Raw genomic sequence first — 17159 nt, 5'->3', positions numbered from 1 at the left:
GCGTCGCGCGGGGCGCAGAACGCTCCAGTACGCGTATGACCGAATGTATTTCGCATGTTCGCCCGGCAGCTGGGCATTGGTCATACCCAGCCATGCCTCGACGCGGACGAGCGGTTCATTGCGTGCAGGCAGGGGACCCGCCTGCGCTAGTAGCGCCCGCACGAGTCGGCCGTGCCGCGGTGTGGCAATCCATCCGTAGAGTCCGGGGGTCAGCTCCGCGCGGTGGTGGCGAGTGCCTGCGGCACTGCGTGGGTCTGCCGTTGCAGCCAACCCGGCGTCGACTCCGCTGGCTCGATGCAGGGCGGCTCACCGATCAGGCCGGACAGCGCGGGCGAGGCTCGGATGCCGCAACGCACCGACGAACTTTCGATTCCCGCCAGCTGCGGCTTCATCCAGCGCGCCGCGGCCCCTGCCATGATGGTGCGGGGCGATCGAATCGGGCTGTCGGCCTCGGCGGCACACCGCTGATGATCAGCCGCCGCATGCGCTGCCCGGTGGTGGTGCATCTGCACTTGCATCCGCACGCCTTAGGGCATGAAACCTGCCGGGGGAAGCATCTCGTCATCCGCACAGGGATAGGTTTCGTCAATCTTGTCGGTGAAAGAAACAAATTATGCGGAAGTTTCCCGCAGAGTAGACCGCGAGTCGGGTATCGAAGCAAGTTCGGACCGCGGAACGGTAGCTGATTTGTTAGTACTGATCATGCGAAATATGTGCAGTTTCGACGCATACTGAACTCATCCGCAATCAGAGATCGAGGGGTGCGGAGACACCCCAGCGAGATCTTCGACCGGATACCGAGTAACGCAAATTGAACAATTCTCCTTCAGTACGTGGCACGGTGCGAATCGGCAGACATTCGCGTACCGGCGCACCCGCACGTAGCGGTGCTGAGATGCTGAGATTTGCGACCGACAAACCTGGTGAGGCTACGAAAGCTCAGACCCTGCTCGTCTCCGAATCAGTGCTGTCGGCCGAAAGAAGCTGTTCATGCGCTGTCTGGTGTGCGTATTTGCCGCTGTCTCGATAACAGCAGTGCGACTCCCCCAGCGCGACAGCGCTTCGCCGGTGCGATCCGGTCGGTTTCCGAAAATAAGGAGGTCCCTGATGAGTCGCTTGGATATCGGCCCCCGAGAGTTGTCCGAGCCCGGCGAGCAGGGCGGGCCGGGCTTCCTGCTCAGCCGGGCTGAGTGGATCAAGATCCAGGTCTTCGTCAAGGACGCGCTCGTTCTGCCGACGACGCAGTCCGAGTTCCGGAACTCCTTGGGCCCGGGCGCGCCCAGTGACCTGTCGGACTTCACCAAGCTGATCAATGTCTATCGGCTGATCAATGATGACGGCAAGAATTGGCGTGACTCGATCTATCCCAAGGCGATCAGCCTGGCCAGCAATATCCTCCAGTACGGCAGGGACAAGGTACCGGTCTACTACCCGCCTATCAAGGACCTGGCGCAACGGCTGACGGAAAATCCGAACGATCAGCAGGCGAAGAATGATTTGAAGTCGATTCTCAAGACGTTGAGAAGTGAGGCCGACAGACAGGTGCAGTGGGCGCGCTTGGTCTCGGCAACAACGTTCCAGTTCGCGTATGACATCGAGACCGACAAAACGACGTTGACGGGGACGGATGGCAATGGTGGCCTGGTCGCGTACTACAACAAGAAGTACGGCGAAGCAAGCCAGGCCGTCGCCGATGTCACGAAGCAGATCGCTGACGAGAAGGCTGTGCTGAAGGCGGCGAACGACGAGTACAACCACGATGTGGTGGTGGCTTCGACAACGCCGGCCTATGGGTGGCTGGGCCTACCGGGGTTCATCGCCGGAGCAGTCGTGGCCGGTGAATACGGCGCTCGCGCCGTCGAGGCCCTGAAGCGTGTGAATGCCGCCAAGGCACTGATCAACGAGTTGGAAGCCACGTTGGCCGCCGACGCGAATCTGATGAACGCCGCTCGATCCGCGAAGCAGAGCTCCTCGACGATCACGCAGGACATCACAGCGGTCCTCCCGGTGCTCCAGAAGGTCGAAGGCGTCTGGGGTGCTTTGTTCGACGACCTCGGGTACATCCTCGACTTGATCGACAACAACATCGCGCAGGCCCCGCCCATCATCATGGACCTGGGTGTCGACGCGGCCATCGCCAAATGGGCCGCGGTGGCCAGCGAGGCCGACAACTTTCTCAGAAACGCTCACGTCAGCGAGCAGTCCTACGGTTTCGAGCAGTGGACCGTGGAGGGATGGCGGCTGGCGACCCTCATCACACCGAACCGCGTTCTCACAGGCGCGCCTCGGTGACTGTCACTGCATCCACCTGAAGGAGATCTTCCGATGACCGAGTTGAATATCGGGCCCCGGGAACTGGCAGAACCGGGTGAGCAAGGCGGGCCGGCGTTTACGCTGAGCCGGGCCGAGTGGATCAGAATCCAGGCCTACGTCCAGGAAGCCCTCGTCCTCCCGACAACACAGACCCAGTTCCGCAACAACTTGGGCTCGGGCGCGCCCAGCGACCTGTCGGACTTCACCAAACTGATCGACGCCTACCAGGAGATCAACAAGCACGTCACGACGTGGCGTGAGTCGATATATCCCGCCACGATCAGTCTCGCCAGCGACATCAACGACTACGGTTCTAACAAAGCGCCCATCTATTACCCGCCCATCAAGGACCTTGCGCAAAAACTGACGGACAACCCGAACGACCAGCAGGCGAAAGACAAGCTCAAGGCGATCCTGGACGTGTTGAAGAAGGACGCTGACACGCGGGTGCAGAAAGCGACCGCAGTCACCGCCCAAATCCATCAGTTCGCGAAGGACACCGAGACGGACAAGACGACGATGGTGGGGACGGGCGGTGACGGTGGCCTCGTCGCGTACTACACCGGCAAATACGGTGAAGCCAGTAAGGACGTCGCCGAAATCACCAAGCAGATCGCCGACGCGAAGGCCGTGCTGAAGGCCGCGAACGACGAGTACAACCACGATGTCGTGGTGGCCGCGACAACACCGACCTACGCATGGCTGGGATTGCCCGGCTTCATCGCCGCATCAGTCGTGGCCGGTGTCTACGGCAGTCGCGCCATCGAGGCCCTCCACAAGATCGACGCCGCCAAGGCACTGATCAATTCGCTGGAGTCCAAGTACGCTGCCTACGCGAACCTGATGCACGCCGTCGAATCCGCTAAAGACAGCTCTACGACGATCGGACAAGACCTCACCGCAGTGCTCCCGGTGATCCAGAAGATCGAGGGCGTCTGGGGGGCCATCTCGAGCGACCTCGAGACGATCCGGACGATGATCGACAAGAACATCGAGCAGGTCCCGCCGATCATCATGGACTTGGGCGTCGACGCGGCTATCCGGAAGTGGGCGGCGGTGGCCAGTGAGGCCGACAGCTTCCGTGTGAATGCCTACGTCACCGAACAGCAGCGCACCAGTTTGGATCAGTGGACGGTGGAGGCATGGCGGCTGGATACCCTCCTCACGCAGAACTGCGTCCTCGCGGGCGTGTAGGAGCGCGCCATGAATGCCGTTGCGGCGCAGTCCTACGATTGGCGCACGCTCTACGGTGGCATCGAAGCGCAGGGCAACGTGCCCTGCGCTTCGGCCACCACGATCGACGCCACAACCGCGATATTCCGGGCCATGTATCTCGATCTGAGCGAGGTACAGACCACATTGCACAACTCGGGTTTCGATCCTGTGCTGTTGACGCTGATAGCCGACGTCGTGAACGTGCCCGCCGGGATCTCGTGGCAGCTCCAGCAAACCGTCCTGTGGATCCAAGCGCGACGCATACAGAGCGACGAGCCGTTCACCGTGACCCTCGACTACCAAAACGACCACGGTGCGCGATTCGTGCTGTTCTGCGACGAGCTGGCAGGCAGCGTGCAGGGGCAGGCCGTGGTCGCCTCCCAGCAGACCATCGCTCTACCCGTCATCGATGCCCCACCGCCCTCCGGCGGCGTACTGATCAAGTATGTCGAGGGCAGTGGTCCGGTCCAAAGCCCTCTCGACCGGGCCCACGGAGTCGCGGCCCTGTCTGCCCCGGACTATTTCCAACAGGCGATGCGCACCGAGTTCCTGTTCGCCTCACTGCTCTACGACACCCACCCAGACCTGGCGCTACGCCAGCTGACCTGGCTGAAGAACTGGTCGGGCTACAACGTCGAGCTGCTGGGCGTGCTCCTGCGCAGCTCCTCGCTGCTGACGCTGCTCACCGCGCAGCTGAACGCCGAATCCGATGGCACAGTCTTCGTCCCGTATCTGAGCCGGCAGATCTACACCGAGCTCGCGCAGGCCTTCGTCGCCGAAGCCGAACAGTACGAGGCCGACTACCAGGCCCTCAGCACCCAGACCGTCGTCACCGACAACTTCATCCAGCTCGCCAAGACACTGCTGGCGAACAAGACCTACGAGACCCAGTACACCACTCAGCTACTCGCCCAGGCGAAAAGCAACTTCGATAACGCCAGCGCCGCGGTCGCCGCGGCACAGCAACGGCTGACGGCGGCCCAAGACACCGCCGAGGAGACCCAGATCGACTTCGAAGAGATCGGCGTACCCGAATGGAGGCGCGAACAGATCCTCAAAGCGATCATCGACCTCAGTACCGCGGTCATCACTTTCGGCGTCGGGATCGGCGCCATGTTCGTGGGTGACCCCGCCGCAGGCGCGGCCGCGGCGGGCAGCGCGATCGAGGGAGCGGAGGCGGTCGAAGCCGCCGCCGAAGCCGGCAGCCAAGTCGCGAACTTGGCCAAAGGGCTCAAAGACTGCATGGACCAGCTCAAAAAGATCGCAGAGGCGCTGAAAAAGGTCTACGACCTGTCGAAGGAGATCGTCGACGCCGTCGAAAACTTCCACGACGCTGAGGAATACGCCGCCAAGCTACGGGACATGGACCTCGACACCGGCGGGGCGGATCTCACCGCGACCTACCAGTGGCGGATCTACCAGCAAAACACCGACGCCATGCTCGCAGACCCGGTCCAGAAAGGCATCCGCTACGCGCGCGAGCTCGAACTCGCCGTCGATGCCGTCGCCATCCACGGGCAGGAGTTGGCCGCCGCCCAAGTGGCCGCCGTCGCGGCCGGCCAGCAGTACGCCGCGGTCAGCCTGCAAAAACAGTTGGCAGAACAGGAACAGCAGCAACTGCAGCAGTACGTGGACTCCCTGGTCCGGGGCGAGGCGCCCCTCGCAGCGCTGATGCAACAGCTGTACCTGCGCTACCTCGACACCAAGAGCTCGCTGTTCACCGCCCTACAGGGCTACCGCGCGTCGTACTTCTACTGGGCACTGGCACCCTCGGTAGTGCGCCCACGCATCCTCGACAACGTCGGCGAACTCGACGCCGGGCTGGCGAACCTCACCAGCATCACCATGGACTCCGCGACAGCCCTGGAACACTTCAGTCCGCCGCCGCAGATTCTCGCCGACAAGAGATTCACCATCGACAACACAAACGCCCCCGCCGTCCTCGCGCAATTCAAGAAATCAGGAACCGCCCGCTTCGAGGTACCACTGGATACCGACGAGTTCGCCGGTTTCGGCCGAGTCCGGCTCACCCGGGTCCGTGTTTGGGTGGAAAACGTCACACCGCGCAACGGCACCTCGGTCAACCTACAGATCAGCACCCAGGGCAACTACCTCGACCGCTACCGGGGAAAAACCTACCAGTTCACCTCCAAACCGCTCGACCTCGACTTCGAATACCGGATATCCCCCAAGAAGAACGGACCACCCGACTGGACCTTCGACGACGGCACCTACGGCTACGTCGAAGTCGACGGTGCCCTCGACCACGAAGTGAGCTATGCCTACTTCGAACCGACCCCCTTCGCCGGATGGGACATCATGCTCAACCCCTCGGCAATCGACGTGACGAACGCCACCTCGATCACCATGCAGTTCTCCGGCTCGATAATCCACGACGCCTGACGAACCAGGGCAACTATGCGTTACGGCGTAGGTTCGCCGGGTGTGGGCCGCCTCAGCGTCGGCGAGGTCTACGGTGACCGCGAGTCCCTCGCTGCAGATCTGCGGTTTGCGTTCGGCGACATAGACACGGACCCGCTGATACGAAGCCTCGGTCATTTCGTTGGCTCCGCCATTGGGGAACGCAACCTAGTCCATCGCCTGGATAGGCGATGCCCGCGGCCTGCCGGACGGTGCTGCGGACCCCGTCACATCCCACCACCCATTCGGCCTCGATGTCAGCCTTCTGATCGACATGCACGGTGATCGACTCGTCCCGCACGGTCAATCCGGTTACGCGCTGCCCGCGCCTGATTTCGGCTCCGGCCGCGCGCGTGTGCTTCCAAGAGTTGCTCGGTCCGTATCTGCGGCAGTGACAGCGTGAATTGGTACGAAGTGTCCAGTAGCCGGAAGTCCAGCCGAGTGTCCAACGCGGCGAAGTGTCCGCTCGGGATCCGGCTCCCTTCAGCGAGGAATCGATGCACGAGGGCTCGGGACGCCAGCATCTCGAGGGTGCGCGGATGGATGGCCAGCGCTTTGGAATTCGGGTCCGGCTCTGTAGGCGCCTCCAACACCAGCACTTCGACGCCGCCCAAGCGCAGTTCCGCAGCCAACCACAGCCCGACCGGGCCCGCGCCGACTACAACGACCTGGCGATGCCTCACGCCGGCCTCCTTCCTCACAAGTCAGCAGAAGGTGGTAGAGGTTTCAGGCTTCGTGGTGAAATCGGCTGCCGAGTTCGGTGCCGAGGCGTTCAGAATCGATGAGGTGGTGTATCGGTGCGACGAGCGCCGGGGCGATGCATCCGATCGTGGCCAGTAGGCGTGTTTCGATTGGGGCGACGACGATTTCGTCGATGTTGTCGCGAATTGCTCGGATGACAGCGTGGGCAACTTGCTGTGGTGTGGCCGTGCGCATTCCCGGTGGGACTCGGCTGCCGCTGTCGGCGAACATTCCGGCGTCACGGACGAATCCGGGTTCGACGATGGACACGCCGATCCCGGCGTCGCGAAGATCGTGCCGCAGGGCCAGCGCGAAGCCGCGCAGGCTGAATTTGGTCGCGTTGTACAAGCTGACCCGCGGTGCGGGCAGCAGGCCGGCGACCGACCCCATGAAGACGATGTGGCCCGCTCGCCGCGTACTCATCTGCTCGGCCAGCGCGCGAGCGAGCAACATCGGCGCCCGCAGATTGACATCGAGGACACGGTCGAGATCAGCGGCGGAGAAATCGAGAATATGACCACCTGCCGGTAGACCGGCGTTGGCGATGAGAACATCCACCGGTCCGGCCTGGCCCAGTAGGCGCGAGAGGTCCTCGAGGTTCGACAGATCGGCGGGAATTACGGCTGCGTCCAGTTCGGCGGCGAGCGCGCACAACGCATCGGCGCGGCGGCCGGTCAGCACGAGATCGGCACCGCGGGAGGCGAGTTCACGCGCCACCGCGTGGCCGAGACCACCGGTAGCGCCGGTGAGCAGCACTCTGGCGGAGGCCAGTTCCACAGGGGACATGATCGGTTCCTTTCGCACCGTCGGCGACGTCGACGATCGGCTCGATCGAGGTGGAAGGGACTTCGGCGCCGCCCGGTGAGGACATCCCGTCCTCGGCGCCTTGTGGGTGTTTCAGCTCGCGGGACCGGCTCGATAGGCGCGGAGGAAGGCACGGACGCCGGAGGTCACGCTGGCGTCTATGGCACCGGGCGCGGCGTCGATAGCGCCCCAGAAGGTCCGATTGTTGGCCTCACCGGCGGCGAGGAGGACAAAGTGAGCGGCTGCACGTTCGGGGTCTTCGAGGTCGAGCAACCCCCGCACGGCGAGATCCGAAAACCTCTGGGCCAGAGCGGCATGAACCGTGCGTGGGCCGGCGTCGAGCCATGCATCGAGTACCGCGCCCGGGATATGGTCTGCCTCGGCACGGATCTGGCGGACAAGGGTGAAGTGGTCCTCGTCGCCGCCTACGACGAAGGTGCGGCCCAGGGCAATAAGAGCGACCTCGATATCCACGACATCGCTCAAATGGTGTTCGATCGCAGCACATCGACTGGCTCGCGCACGCTCCGCGCTGTCGATGATCACCGCGGTGAACAGCTGCTTCTTATCTGTGAAGTGCTTGTAGATCGTGCGGGTCGACACCGCTGATTCACGTGCGATGGCATCAATGGAGGCGCGGGTATAACCGTCTCGACAGAACACCGCGTGGGCGCCCCGTAAGATGGAAGCCCGTTTCTCCGGCCGCAACTGGCGAACCACGGCCACGTCCAGACTCGTCATGATCGGTTCGCCGAATTGCGCGAACGTGCTGTCACGCCGATCGGCCATTGTTGTGCGAGCGGTTCTTCGGCGACGAACATCGGCATCCTCCTGCTGTCTGCGCCGCCGCATCAGCAGCAGAGCCGCCACAAAGGTACAACGATCACTTTACCCAACGGTCCGGTACATCGCCAGCCCTGCTGGATGGGAATTCTCATTGGAGATGTCGATGACGCGCAGCGCATCGAGTACCTCGAAAGCGCGCCGCTTCCCGCCGCCCCGGGGAGCGTCGCATCTGCGTGCCGAGCGTGACGTTGTCGGGATCGCCGCCGAATGCGGCGATATTGTCCTGTACCCACCGCAGGGCTGCGATCTGGTCGAGAATGCCGCGGTTGTCCGGGGCTCCGGCGATGTGGGCGAAACCTTCCACGCCCACTCGATAGTTCATGCTGAAGTTCATGCTGACCATCACCACACCGCACGCGGCGAGAGTCGCACCGTCCTGGTGCGGGTTGCCGGCGGTGCCCTCGAGGTATCGGCCCCCGTGAATCCATACCATCACCGGCAGCAGGGCGGTACCAAGCTCCGGTGACCAGACATTGAGCGTCAAACAATCGGCGGAACCATCATCGGGACAGCCGGAAACCGATGACATCACCGAACCTTGATGGCTTGCTCGGGGAACCGCTGGACCGAACTCCAGCGCGCCGCGGACACCATCCCACTGCTGCACCGGAACCGACTCCCCGAACCGAAGCGAGCCGAAAGGCGGCTCGGCGTAAGGGATGCCCCGGAAGACCGCGACTGCGTTCTCCCTCCTGCCGCGCACAACCCCCGCAGTCGTTCGGATCTCTGGTTCGAAACTCTCCCAACCTTCAACGCGCAGACCAGAACCCCCACCGGGCACACCCACCACCCCGTCCATGTCGTTCCCCGACGCCAGATCGCCGGTGATGATGCCACATTGGGCCGTGCGGGCGAACAAGCGCACATCCAGGTATTTCTCCAGAGTCGCGATGCGCTTGGAGACCGCCTGCTCTGTGATCGACAGCTGCGCGGCGGCTCCTGGAATTGGCCGGCGTCCGCTGCGGCGACGAAGGTACGCACGGCGTCGAGATCCACGCCCCAAAACCCTACCTGCACAACATATGGTTGTGGCTTGCCGCCAGCTCAGTTGTTTGATCCCGGCTTCTCTGCCTTGCTTTGATCACAGCAATCAACAGCAAGTTGTTCGAAGCGGGAGGTACGGAGTTTGGTGACCAGACAATCCCTGGGCCGGCAGTTCGGATGGCTGTGGGCGTCCTACGCAGCCAGCGCCTACGGCTCCGGGCTGGGGTTCGGTGCGTTACCGCTGATCGCCGTGCTGGTGTTGCACGCCAGCCCCTTGCAGGTGTCCGTGCTGTCGGCGGTGGGGCCGGCAGTGGGTGCGCTGATCGCGCTGCCGCTCGGGCCGTGGGTGGAGTTTCGCCGCAAGCGGCCGGTGATGATCACGATGGACCTGGCGCGGTTTGCGGTCATGGCGACGATCCCGCTGGCTTACGCCTTCGGCCGGCTCGGTTTCCTCCAGTTGCTGGTCGTCTCGGCCGTGGTCGCTGCGGCCAAGATCGCCTTCAACGCGGCGAGCGGCGCCTATCTGAAGACACTCTTGCGGCCGGAGGATCTGCTCGTGGCCAACGCGCGGTTCGAGTCCACGAACTGGAGTTCCATCGCTGTGGGGCCGCCACTGGGTGGGGCCGCGATCGGCCTGTTCGGGCCGGTCGCCACCGTGGTGGCCGACGCGGTCAGCTACCTGCTCTCCGCGTTGGGGGTCACGGCGATTCGCGGACGAGAGGAACACCCGCCGCGAACCGGCAAGCACCGGGTCCGGACCGGCGAGTTGTTCGACGGCTGGCGACACCTGCTGGCTCATCCCGGCCTACGGGCGCTCTATCTCAACCAGCTGCTCGTCAGTGGACTGATCATGGCCACCGAGCCGCTGTTGGCCGTGCTGCTGCTGCGCCAGCTCGGATTCCCGCCCTGGCAGTACGGCCTCGCCTTCGCCGCCCCCTGCCTCGGCGGACTCATCGGCTCACGCCTCGCCGGCCGTGTGGTGGCGCGGTGCGGCCGGCATCGGGTCCTGCGTACCGTCGGCACGCTGCGCGCGGTCTGGCTGATCGGCCTCGCGTTCGTCCAGCCCGGCATCGCCGGCCTCGCGACGGTGATCGCGGTCGAGCTCGCGATCATCATCAGCATGAGTCTGTACAACCCGGTACTGGCCACCTATCGACTCGAACGCACACCCAATGACCGCGTCGCCCGGACTCTGTCGGCCTGGTCGATCAGCAGTGGCGCCGCCATTGCCGTGCTAAGCGCGCTCGGCGGACTGCTCGCCGACGTCACCAGCCCGCGCACGGCGATCACGGTCGCGGGTCTGCTGATCCTCGCCAGCCCGCTGCTGCTACCTCGCCGCGAAGACTCCCCCCTCACAGCCGAGCTCGCGGTGGCAACGGCCCATGCCCGACCACAGGCAGCAGGTTTTTCGCATGAAGCCAAGTGAAGTGGCCACCAAGAGCTTTCAGATACGAGCCACGCTTCTCGATCCGACGTATGGCGCGACTGCCGAAGGTGTCCACCGCGGGTTACTACGCGCATGTGAAGCGCAGGGCAGCAACGGTTTTGACGCATCGGCAGCAGCGCCGTGCCGATCCGACGGTGAAGATCTTGGACGTGCACGCCGAATCCGCGGGCACCTACGGTTCTCCGCGGATCACCGCCGAGTCGCGTGAACGCGGCGAGACGGTCAATGCCAAGACCGTGGCGGCGATCATGGCCGAGATCGGGATCGAAGGCCTCAGTCCACGCACCTTCGAGGTGAGAACGACCGTGGTCGATCCGGCGGCGTCGTTCCCGCCGTGTGCTTGCCCACGTCATAGCCGATCACATCGGTTCCGATGTGGTGTGCCAGGCGATCGGGCAGGCCGTAGCAGTGCGTGGGCATCCGGCGGCCGGGACCGTGCCGCACTCCCGCACGTCTACGCTACGAAGGTTGAACTCGTTGCCTCGGTAGACAATTAGATCCGAAAATACAACCATGATCGGCGGCACTTCGCCCTCGGGATGCTCGACCCCGTACGCTGCGAGCATTCCTTGCCAGACGCAGCCAAGGCTGCTTGAAACCCTCTCCACCATTCGGGGTGAACCTCAATCCACCTGTCTCCCCGGATGGGGGAAATAACCGGTGTTGACGGTTAGGCGGGATGTGTGGAGGAGTCGACCGCCCCGGCGGTTGCGTGGCTGTGGTTGGCGGGGTCTGTGGTGCTGCGGCCCCGAGCGGGCTCGCGCCGAGGACGATGGATTCAGCGACACCGAAGGTGATCGCTCCGCCGGGGCGAGTTGGGGCGTCGGTCTCGGTGGAGTCGGCGGAGTTCGCTAGGCCGCAAGCGTCCAGACCGCCAGCGCCACAAGCGCGAGAAGATAAGCCGCCCCAGTGAGGGTTCCGATACGGTGCACGCGCTCGCCCATGTGCGAGTTGGCTGCCCGCTCGTCCAGAATCGGGATCAGCATGCCGTTGTCGCCGCCATCGGCCAGTGTCAGCGCGGTGGTGATCAGCAGCACGTCGGCGAGTACCAGCAGGGGCCAGGCGGCGGGCGGCGCGCAGAATCCGGCGAATACCAACGGCCCGAACAGGATCAGCGGAGCCAGACCCAGCGTGCCCACGACGCCGATCAGCAAGAACCAGCCCGCCGAGGTCCACCGCGCCGCAGCGGCGAAGGCGACCACGACGAGCTGGACCAATCCCATAATCATGGCCGATTCATACCAGCGGAGTCCGACAGCGCGGAACCCGCCGAAGCCGCCACAGTGGTCGCGCCCCCGCCGTGCAGTACGCCGTCGCGCAGCCTCGACACAATCCCCCTCGGCGAACCGAGTCCGCTACGGCTCACACATTCGGTATTGCCGAAATGCAGTCCGGGGCGCGGCAAGCCGGGACCGCGACGAACTCGACGCCCGGCCGGATGGTCACCCCGATAGTGAGAACTCACAAAGGGGTCGGCCCTGCGGGCGAGCGGGCTTCTCGCGGCACCTTACTTGTCAGTAAGGTAAGCGGCATGGCGATAGCCCCGGCCGCGATCGAGTTCGACTCCCATGGTGTCTCGTGCGCGGGCTTGCTCTACCGGCCCACCGGCGGTGAGGCCGCGCCGGTGGTGGTCCTCGGCCACGGCCTGGGTGGTGTGAAGGAGATGCGGCTGACCGCCTACGCGCAGCGCTTCGCCGAGGCGGGCTTCGCGGCGCTGGTCTTCGACTACCGGTACTTCGGCGCCAGCGGCGGAGAACCGCGCTAGTTGCTCGACATCGATGCGCAACTGCAGGATTGGGCCGCCGCGCTGGCCTTCGCGCGCTCGCTCGAGGGCGTGGACACCGGCCGCGTCGCAGTATGGGGCAGTTCCTTCGGCGGCGGGCACGTCCTGGAGGTCGCCGCCCGCGACGGCCGGGTCGCGGCGGTGGTCTCCCAGTGCCCGTTCACCGACGGCCCCGCCTCGACGCGGGCGCTGGGCGCGCGGTCGGCGGCGCAGGTGACCATTCGCGCGCTGCGTGACGAACTCGCCCACCTGCTCGGCCGCGCCCCGGTGCGTGTGGGGCTGGCCGGGCCGCCCGGATCGGCGGCGCTGATGAGCGCCCCCGACGCGCTGGAAGGCTGTTTGCGCCTCGTTCCCGAGGGCGTGCCGTTCACCAACGAGGTCGCTGCCCGGATCGGGCTCCGCATCCCGCTGTACCGGCCGGGCCGCCGGTTCCGTTCCCTACGATGCCCGGTGTTCGTCGCGGTGTGCGACCGCGACACCGTCGCCCCGCCGGGACCCACGCTCACCGCGGCGGGCCGGGGCCCGACCACCGAGGTGCTCCGCTACCCGGTAGGGCATTTCGACATCTACGTCGGAGCGGCCTTCGAGCAAACTGTCACCGACCAGGCCGAGTTCCTGCGGCGGCATCTGCTGACGCGCTGACGTTTTGCGCCCCCGTGCGGCCGACCGCGATCGGCCGTTGGCGGGTGTCCGGCTGGGATTTGCCGCGGCGCATCTCCTGGTGCCCTGACCGCTTCGGGCCTCGCTGTCGCACGCTCAGGGGCCCTCGGCGTGACGGGTAAGACGATCGTGCGGCGTCTGTGGTCCTCCTCGGCGAGGACCGGCCGCATCGCCGGCACCTCCGGACTACCACGCGCATCGGCCAGGTACCGGCTGCGACCTCGCCGCCGCAGGACTTCCCGAGAAGACGCCGGCGTACACCGTCAACCGTCTGTGCGGGTCCGGTCTGCAGGCGGTGCGGTCGGCGGCGCAGCAGATGCGACAAATCGAAATGGAGTTACCGAAGCGTGGAACAAACTCTGGCAGATTGCCATTCGATCATGTGCGGAGAGACGAGGCCGCCTCGAACGCTGAGTCGGTACCCTCGACCTACGGTGCTACAGGTGCCGACAGCAAAACCAGCGGCCGGCTCGAGCGTGCAGATGGTGCCGTGATGCTCGTCCCCATCAGCGGTCCGTCGACGCCACCAGAGCCCGGCGACACCACCCCCCGGATCATGAGAAAGACAGGGGGAAGAAGTCATACCGGGACTGGCGACTGTGGCGCCGTGTGAGACCACGAAGAAGGTAACGGGGGTCCTCGGCGCGGTGACCGATGATGTTGAGCACCCGCACCTGCCGACCGGTCGGCCCCGCCGCGCGGGACTCGGTGACCAGCGCCGTGATCACCCGCCGCGTCGGACCTCGCTCGAAATCCGAGGTGCTTATCTGCGCTACTGCTCGCTGTCGCGCGCTGGGGTGGGCTCAGTCCGCTATCCGGGCGCGTCAACGCCGGACCTTCCCATCATCCTGGCGAATCTCCTCTTCTGCCGCTGGGCACGCGGCCTGGCAGATGACAGTGCGGCGCGGATCGTGCGCGGTTCAGGAACCCGGCTCGCTGATCGGTTCGAATCGGGCGACGAGCCACAGCCTCTTGATCTCGCCCTCGCGGATGGTGTACTTCGGCTGCACCTCCCCCTGGCCGCCGTGGTCTCGGAAACCGCTGATCGTCACCTGGTATTCGGCGCCATCGACGCGCACGATGTCGTTCTCGTGGACGATCGGCAGCCGGACCACATCGTCCACGTCCCCGGGCACGTTGGGTGTCTCGTCGTGGCGGAAACGCAGAGTGAACGTATGGTCGAACCCTTCATCCTGGAAGTCCACCGTGACCTTGAGGAACACCGAGAACTGAGCGTGTTTCAAGACGACTCGGCGGTTGTAGTGGGCGAAAATGCCCAGATTGAAATCCTTGCCGTCCAGGCGCGCGTCCACGCCGGTGAGCCCGGTGAAGTCATAACCGCTCTTCTCGCCGTCTACGCCGGTACCCCATTTGATGCTGGATTTGATACCGCTGCCCGGCTGCCGCAGCCCCTCGAACTGCGACTCCTCCACGCTGACACGCGTCCACACACCCTTGGTGTCGACCTTTCCCATAACCGATCGCCCCCTTGCTTCGATCGCATCGGCGATCTGCCGCTGCGACTCCATCATCCGCCCCCACCGCCAGTTCTGTCACCGAAATCGATTGCATACCAATCCGCTTCGATAAACAAACCATCCGTCTGTCCCCTACTACGCGAAGAACGGGTCACTCAGCGACTGCCATCGCACGGCCTCCTCGATTGCGGGTGGGCAGGATGCGATCTGCGACGGTGGGTGAGCGTGTCGTCGGGATTCGCGGAGGGCAGAGCCGCCGCGAGTAAGATCGAGCGCGGGAGAATCGCAGGCGGGCCCGAAGACTTCAGGAGGCCGGCCATGTCGTCGCGTCGCCCACCGCGTTCCCGGCGCACAGCTCGATCCCCGAACTCGCGGCACGACTGGAACGCTCACGCGCTCGCAGCAAACGACGTCGAGAACTGGCACGCCAGAAAGAGCGCGCCATCCTGGAGGCGGTGAAGTGCTACCTCACCGATTGGGAAGCGATCACCGCCTGCGAAACCCGACGCGATCAGGACATCGCCGCGTTGCGACAGCAGATCAGCGACCTCGAGGCGCGCGCGGGGAGCGAGATCGCCCGCTTGCGCGCCGACCAGGCCGAGGCCGCTGCGGTCATCGGTGACCATGGTGGCTCTGAGGAGGACGTCGCCGAGTTGTTCGAGATCAGTCCCAAACTGGCTCGGCAACTGATCGCCGCCGCCCGCGTCGCCCTCCTCAGCGGCCGTCGCGGCGACCGAACTCGAGCGCGTCGGACCGACCACGACAGAACCGCGTCCACGGACGCCACTGGGCACCAGCACCGAGGACACCGCGGAGTCGCCACGATCAGCGTTGCCCACTGACCCGTCGAACACCTGACGCAGAGCGGACGGCTGGCCGAAAGAGCAGATGCGGCAGTGCGAGGCTAGGGCTGCTCGGCGAGCATCGCGTGGCTCAGGTCGGTCGTCCACGGGTAGGTTCCCGGGGAGTCGCCGACTGCTTGCACGAGCGCTTTGGTCGGGTCACCGTCGACGCCGAGCTCCACCATGCGGAACACGCTCACCCCGCCCGCGACCAGTTGAATCAGAGAGCCCTCCTCGAACTGCACGAGTCCGAGTCCAGCGAACAACACCGCCGGGTCGGTATTTGCTTGAGATACGCTCAATGATTGTGTCTGCCCCAGCACCGATGCTGGCGACCCCGGGGAGGCCGGCCGATGCCCCAGGCCAGCGGGCGATCGAGATAAAATGGGACGGGATGCGCGCCATTTGCGGGTAGACGCTGCTCGGCAGTCCCTGATGCTGTAGTCGCGGACTTGCACGTCTCATCCGCCTTGGCAGCAGACGCACCCTCGTCGGCATTACAGTGCGCGTTCCGTCATGTCAGTGGCCAGTTGGAATTGGTTCTGGCGCACTTTCGGTGATCGCTGTGGTTGATGCCGCTTTCCCCAACGCCGACACGTGAATCCCGAACCTGCACGGCATCGCTGGGAGGGCTCACCGATGATTCGTGCGGTCGCCGAACGCGGTCAGAAATTGTTCATCGGCGCAGTTGTCCCAGTCGTCGAGCGACCACCAGCCCCAGGGTGCTTCGGGCTCCGTCACCAACCTTGTCGGCCGACCGGTCGCCATGTGTTCGATCCGCTCGGCGGCCGCTACCGGTCGACCCTTCCAAGTCAGCTCCACTCCACTGAGCTGGGGCTCCGCGTCGGCAAGTGCGTCGATCAACCGGCTCGGCAACTTCGTGGTGGATCGCCAGTCGTCCAGCCACTCCTCGCTGGGGAGCCCCCAGTATGCGATTTCGGGAGTACTGGGGGTTTCGCGTGAGGCGGTGGTGTCGTCGGCGAACCACGATTTGCGCTCGTTCTGTCCATACCGCCAACCGGCGATCGGAGCCTGCCACCAACCATGGCTCACCTGCAGTCGGATCTCCACGGCGCGACCGCCCACGGCATGGTCGGTCAGCCGCCGCCGATAGCGACTATGAACCCGCATCGACAACCACGGACAGGATCTATAGCCCAATCCTTTGTCCCCCAACACTATCGGTGAGCCCAAGATCATCGAAAGTGCGCCAGAGCCTTGGAATTCCCCACTCGCGGCCCACTTAGCGGGAAGCTATCCGGCCGCTCAGGCTAGCAAGTAGCAAACGATCGCGCGGCGGCATCTGGCCGAAACGCGGCAATATAGGACGTCTGCTCCGGCGGCCCGGACGACCTGAACATGGTTGCCGGACCCGCGGGGCGGCAGTTGAGGATATTCGTGAGATCGGCTTCCGTCATGATCGTGCTCGGTGAAACACACACGAACCCCTTGTGCTGGGGCGCCCGTCACCAATGTCAGGCCAGCGTGCTATGGCTTTTCACGAAGGTTGGGCAGCCGGGGTGACAGCAACGCGTTGGTTGTGCACTATCGATCCCATCATAACTGGTCGGTTGACCAGTTTCTGTCGAGGAGTGCCTGTGGGTGTGGACGAGCCGGCCTATAGC

General features: G+C 64.7%; 14 protein-coding genes and 3 pseudogenes. 7 read left to right on the top strand and 10 right to left on the bottom strand.

All coding sequences use genetic code 11. From position 1 onward, the window contains the following. Positions 1-209: 209 nt before the first annotated feature. Positions 210-518 (bottom strand): hypothetical protein, encoded by a 309-nt coding sequence (locus NG1_RS11350; protein WP_157113983.1) that lies wholly within the window; start codon positions 516-518, stop codon positions 210-212. Between the two features lie 589 nt (positions 519-1107). Here NG1_RS11350 and NG1_RS11345 point away from each other — a divergent pair. Genes NG1_RS11345 through NG1_RS11335 form a run of 3 tightly spaced genes read left to right on the top strand, consistent with a single transcriptional unit; the run spans position 1108 to position 5931 of the window. After that, positions 1108-2292, top strand: coding sequence for an alpha-xenorhabdolysin family binary toxin subunit A (locus NG1_RS11345; RefSeq protein WP_062970007.1), 1185 nt, complete (start codon positions 1108-1110; stop codon positions 2290-2292). Positions 2293-2325: 33 nt separating this feature from the next. Then, positions 2326-3507, top strand: coding sequence for an alpha-xenorhabdolysin family binary toxin subunit A (locus NG1_RS11340; protein ID WP_062970006.1), 1182 nt, complete (start codon positions 2326-2328; stop codon positions 3505-3507). A 9-nt stretch (positions 3508-3516) separates the two neighbouring features. After that, positions 3517-5931 (top strand): hypothetical protein, encoded by a 2415-nt coding sequence (locus NG1_RS11335; protein ID WP_062970005.1) that lies wholly within the window; start codon positions 3517-3519, stop codon positions 5929-5931. Positions 5932-5983: 52 nt separating this feature from the next. Here NG1_RS11335 and NG1_RS39020 read toward each other — a convergent pair. The 4 genes and pseudogenes from NG1_RS39020 to NG1_RS11320 all read right to left on the bottom strand — a co-directional run bounded on the left by NG1_RS39020 (position 5984) and on the right by NG1_RS11320 (position 9343). Further along, positions 5984-6632 (bottom strand): annotated as a pseudogene (locus tag NG1_RS39020) (FAD-dependent monooxygenase). 43 nt (positions 6633-6675) lie between these two features. Then, a complete protein-coding gene (locus tag NG1_RS11330; RefSeq protein WP_062970110.1) occupies positions 6676-7476 on the bottom strand; it encodes an SDR family NAD(P)-dependent oxidoreductase in 801 nt (266 codons plus the stop codon). A 111-nt stretch (positions 7477-7587) separates the two neighbouring features. After that, positions 7588-8364, bottom strand: coding sequence for a TetR/AcrR family transcriptional regulator (locus NG1_RS11325; protein WP_210750071.1), 777 nt, complete (start codon positions 8362-8364; stop codon positions 7588-7590). Positions 8365-8428: 64 nt separating this feature from the next. Further along, on the bottom strand, positions 8429-9343 hold the full coding sequence (locus NG1_RS11320; RefSeq protein ID WP_084498847.1) for a carboxylesterase family protein: 915 nt from the start codon (positions 9341-9343) through the stop codon (positions 8429-8431). Between the two features lie 126 nt (positions 9344-9469). Here NG1_RS11320 and NG1_RS11315 point away from each other — a divergent pair, with 126 nt between their 5' ends. Continuing rightward, positions 9470-10750 carry an MFS transporter gene (locus NG1_RS11315; RefSeq protein ID WP_062970003.1) on the top strand — a complete coding sequence of 427 codons (1281 nt, stop codon included), beginning with the start codon at positions 9470-9472 and terminating at the stop codon, positions 10748-10750. A 50-nt stretch (positions 10751-10800) separates the two neighbouring features. After that, on the top strand, positions 10801-11268 hold the full coding sequence (locus NG1_RS11310; RefSeq protein ID WP_062970002.1) for an IS3 family transposase: 468 nt from the start codon (positions 10801-10803) through the stop codon (positions 11266-11268). 354 nt (positions 11269-11622) lie between these two features. Here the strand turns inward: NG1_RS11310 and NG1_RS11305 are convergent, their stop codons facing one another. Beyond that, the gene (locus NG1_RS11305) at positions 11623-12000 is read right to left on the bottom strand and encodes a hypothetical protein (protein WP_157113982.1); all 378 of its coding nucleotides are present in this window, start codon (positions 11998-12000) and stop codon (positions 11623-11625) included. Positions 12001-12302: 302 nt separating this feature from the next. On the opposite strand from NG1_RS11305, the pseudogene NG1_RS11300 reads away from it, so the two are divergent. Together NG1_RS11300 and NG1_RS39315 are read left to right on the top strand one after the other, a co-directional pair. Then, positions 12303-13196: pseudogene (locus tag NG1_RS11300) on the top strand (alpha/beta hydrolase). A gap of 256 nt (positions 13197-13452) precedes the next feature. Then, a pseudogene (locus NG1_RS39315) lies at positions 13453-13827 on the top strand (hypothetical protein); the annotation flags it as partial. Between the two features lie 307 nt (positions 13828-14134). Here NG1_RS39315 and NG1_RS11295 read toward each other — a convergent pair. The 4 genes from NG1_RS11295 to NG1_RS11280 all read right to left on the bottom strand — a co-directional run bounded on the left by NG1_RS11295 (position 14135) and on the right by NG1_RS11280 (position 16665). Then, positions 14135-14746, bottom strand: coding sequence for a choice-of-anchor K domain-containing protein (locus NG1_RS11295; protein ID WP_062970000.1), 612 nt, complete (start codon positions 14744-14746; stop codon positions 14135-14137). A gap of 335 nt (positions 14747-15081) precedes the next feature. Continuing rightward, a complete protein-coding gene (locus NG1_RS36585; protein WP_157113981.1) occupies positions 15082-15531 on the bottom strand; it encodes a hypothetical protein in 450 nt (149 codons plus the stop codon). A 65-nt stretch (positions 15532-15596) separates the two neighbouring features. Then, positions 15597-15803 (bottom strand): hypothetical protein, encoded by a 207-nt coding sequence (locus NG1_RS11285; protein WP_062969998.1) that lies wholly within the window; start codon positions 15801-15803, stop codon positions 15597-15599. Positions 15804-16167: 364 nt separating this feature from the next. Further along, the gene (locus NG1_RS11280; RefSeq protein ID WP_157113980.1) at positions 16168-16665 is read right to left on the bottom strand and encodes a hypothetical protein; all 498 of its coding nucleotides are present in this window, start codon (positions 16663-16665) and stop codon (positions 16168-16170) included. Positions 16666-17159: the final 494 nt, after the last annotated feature.

This window comes from Nocardia gamkensis NBRC 108242, from assembly GCF_001612985.1.
GTDB lineage: Bacteria > Actinomycetota > Actinomycetes > Mycobacteriales > Mycobacteriaceae > Nocardia > Nocardia gamkensis.
The sequence above is the reverse complement of the archived record's forward strand: the minus strand, read 5'-3'. Positions and strand labels throughout refer to the sequence as shown.

Bases quoted from the DNA above. Each gene is read 5' to 3' on its own strand.
- NG1_RS11350 (WP_157113983.1), bottom strand. From the start codon at position 518: ATGCAAGTGCAGATGCACCACCACCGGGCAGCGCATGCGGCGGCTGAT.
- NG1_RS11345 (WP_062970007.1), top strand. From the start codon at position 1,108: ATGAGTCGCTTGGATATCGGCCCCCGAGAGTTGTCCGAGCCCGGCGAG.
- NG1_RS11340 (WP_062970006.1), top strand. From the start codon at position 2,326: ATGACCGAGTTGAATATCGGGCCCCGGGAACTGGCAGAACCGGGTGAG.
- NG1_RS11335 (WP_062970005.1), top strand. From the start codon at position 3,517: ATGAATGCCGTTGCGGCGCAGTCCTACGATTGGCGCACGCTCTACGGT.
- NG1_RS11330 (WP_062970110.1), bottom strand. From the start codon at position 7,476: ATGTCCCCTGTGGAACTGGCCTCCGCCAGAGTGCTGCTCACCGGCGCT.
- NG1_RS11310 (WP_062970002.1), top strand. From the start codon at position 10,801: ATGGCGCGACTGCCGAAGGTGTCCACCGCGGGTTACTACGCGCATGTG.
- NG1_RS11305 (WP_157113982.1), bottom strand. From the start codon at position 12,000: ATGATTATGGGATTGGTCCAGCTCGTCGTGGTCGCCTTCGCCGCTGCG.
- NG1_RS11295 (WP_062970000.1), bottom strand. From the start codon at position 14,746: ATGATGGAGTCGCAGCGGCAGATCGCCGATGCGATCGAAGCAAGGGGG.
- NG1_RS11280 (WP_157113980.1), bottom strand. From the start codon at position 16,665: ATGCGGGTTCATAGTCGCTATCGGCGGCGGCTGACCGACCATGCCGTG.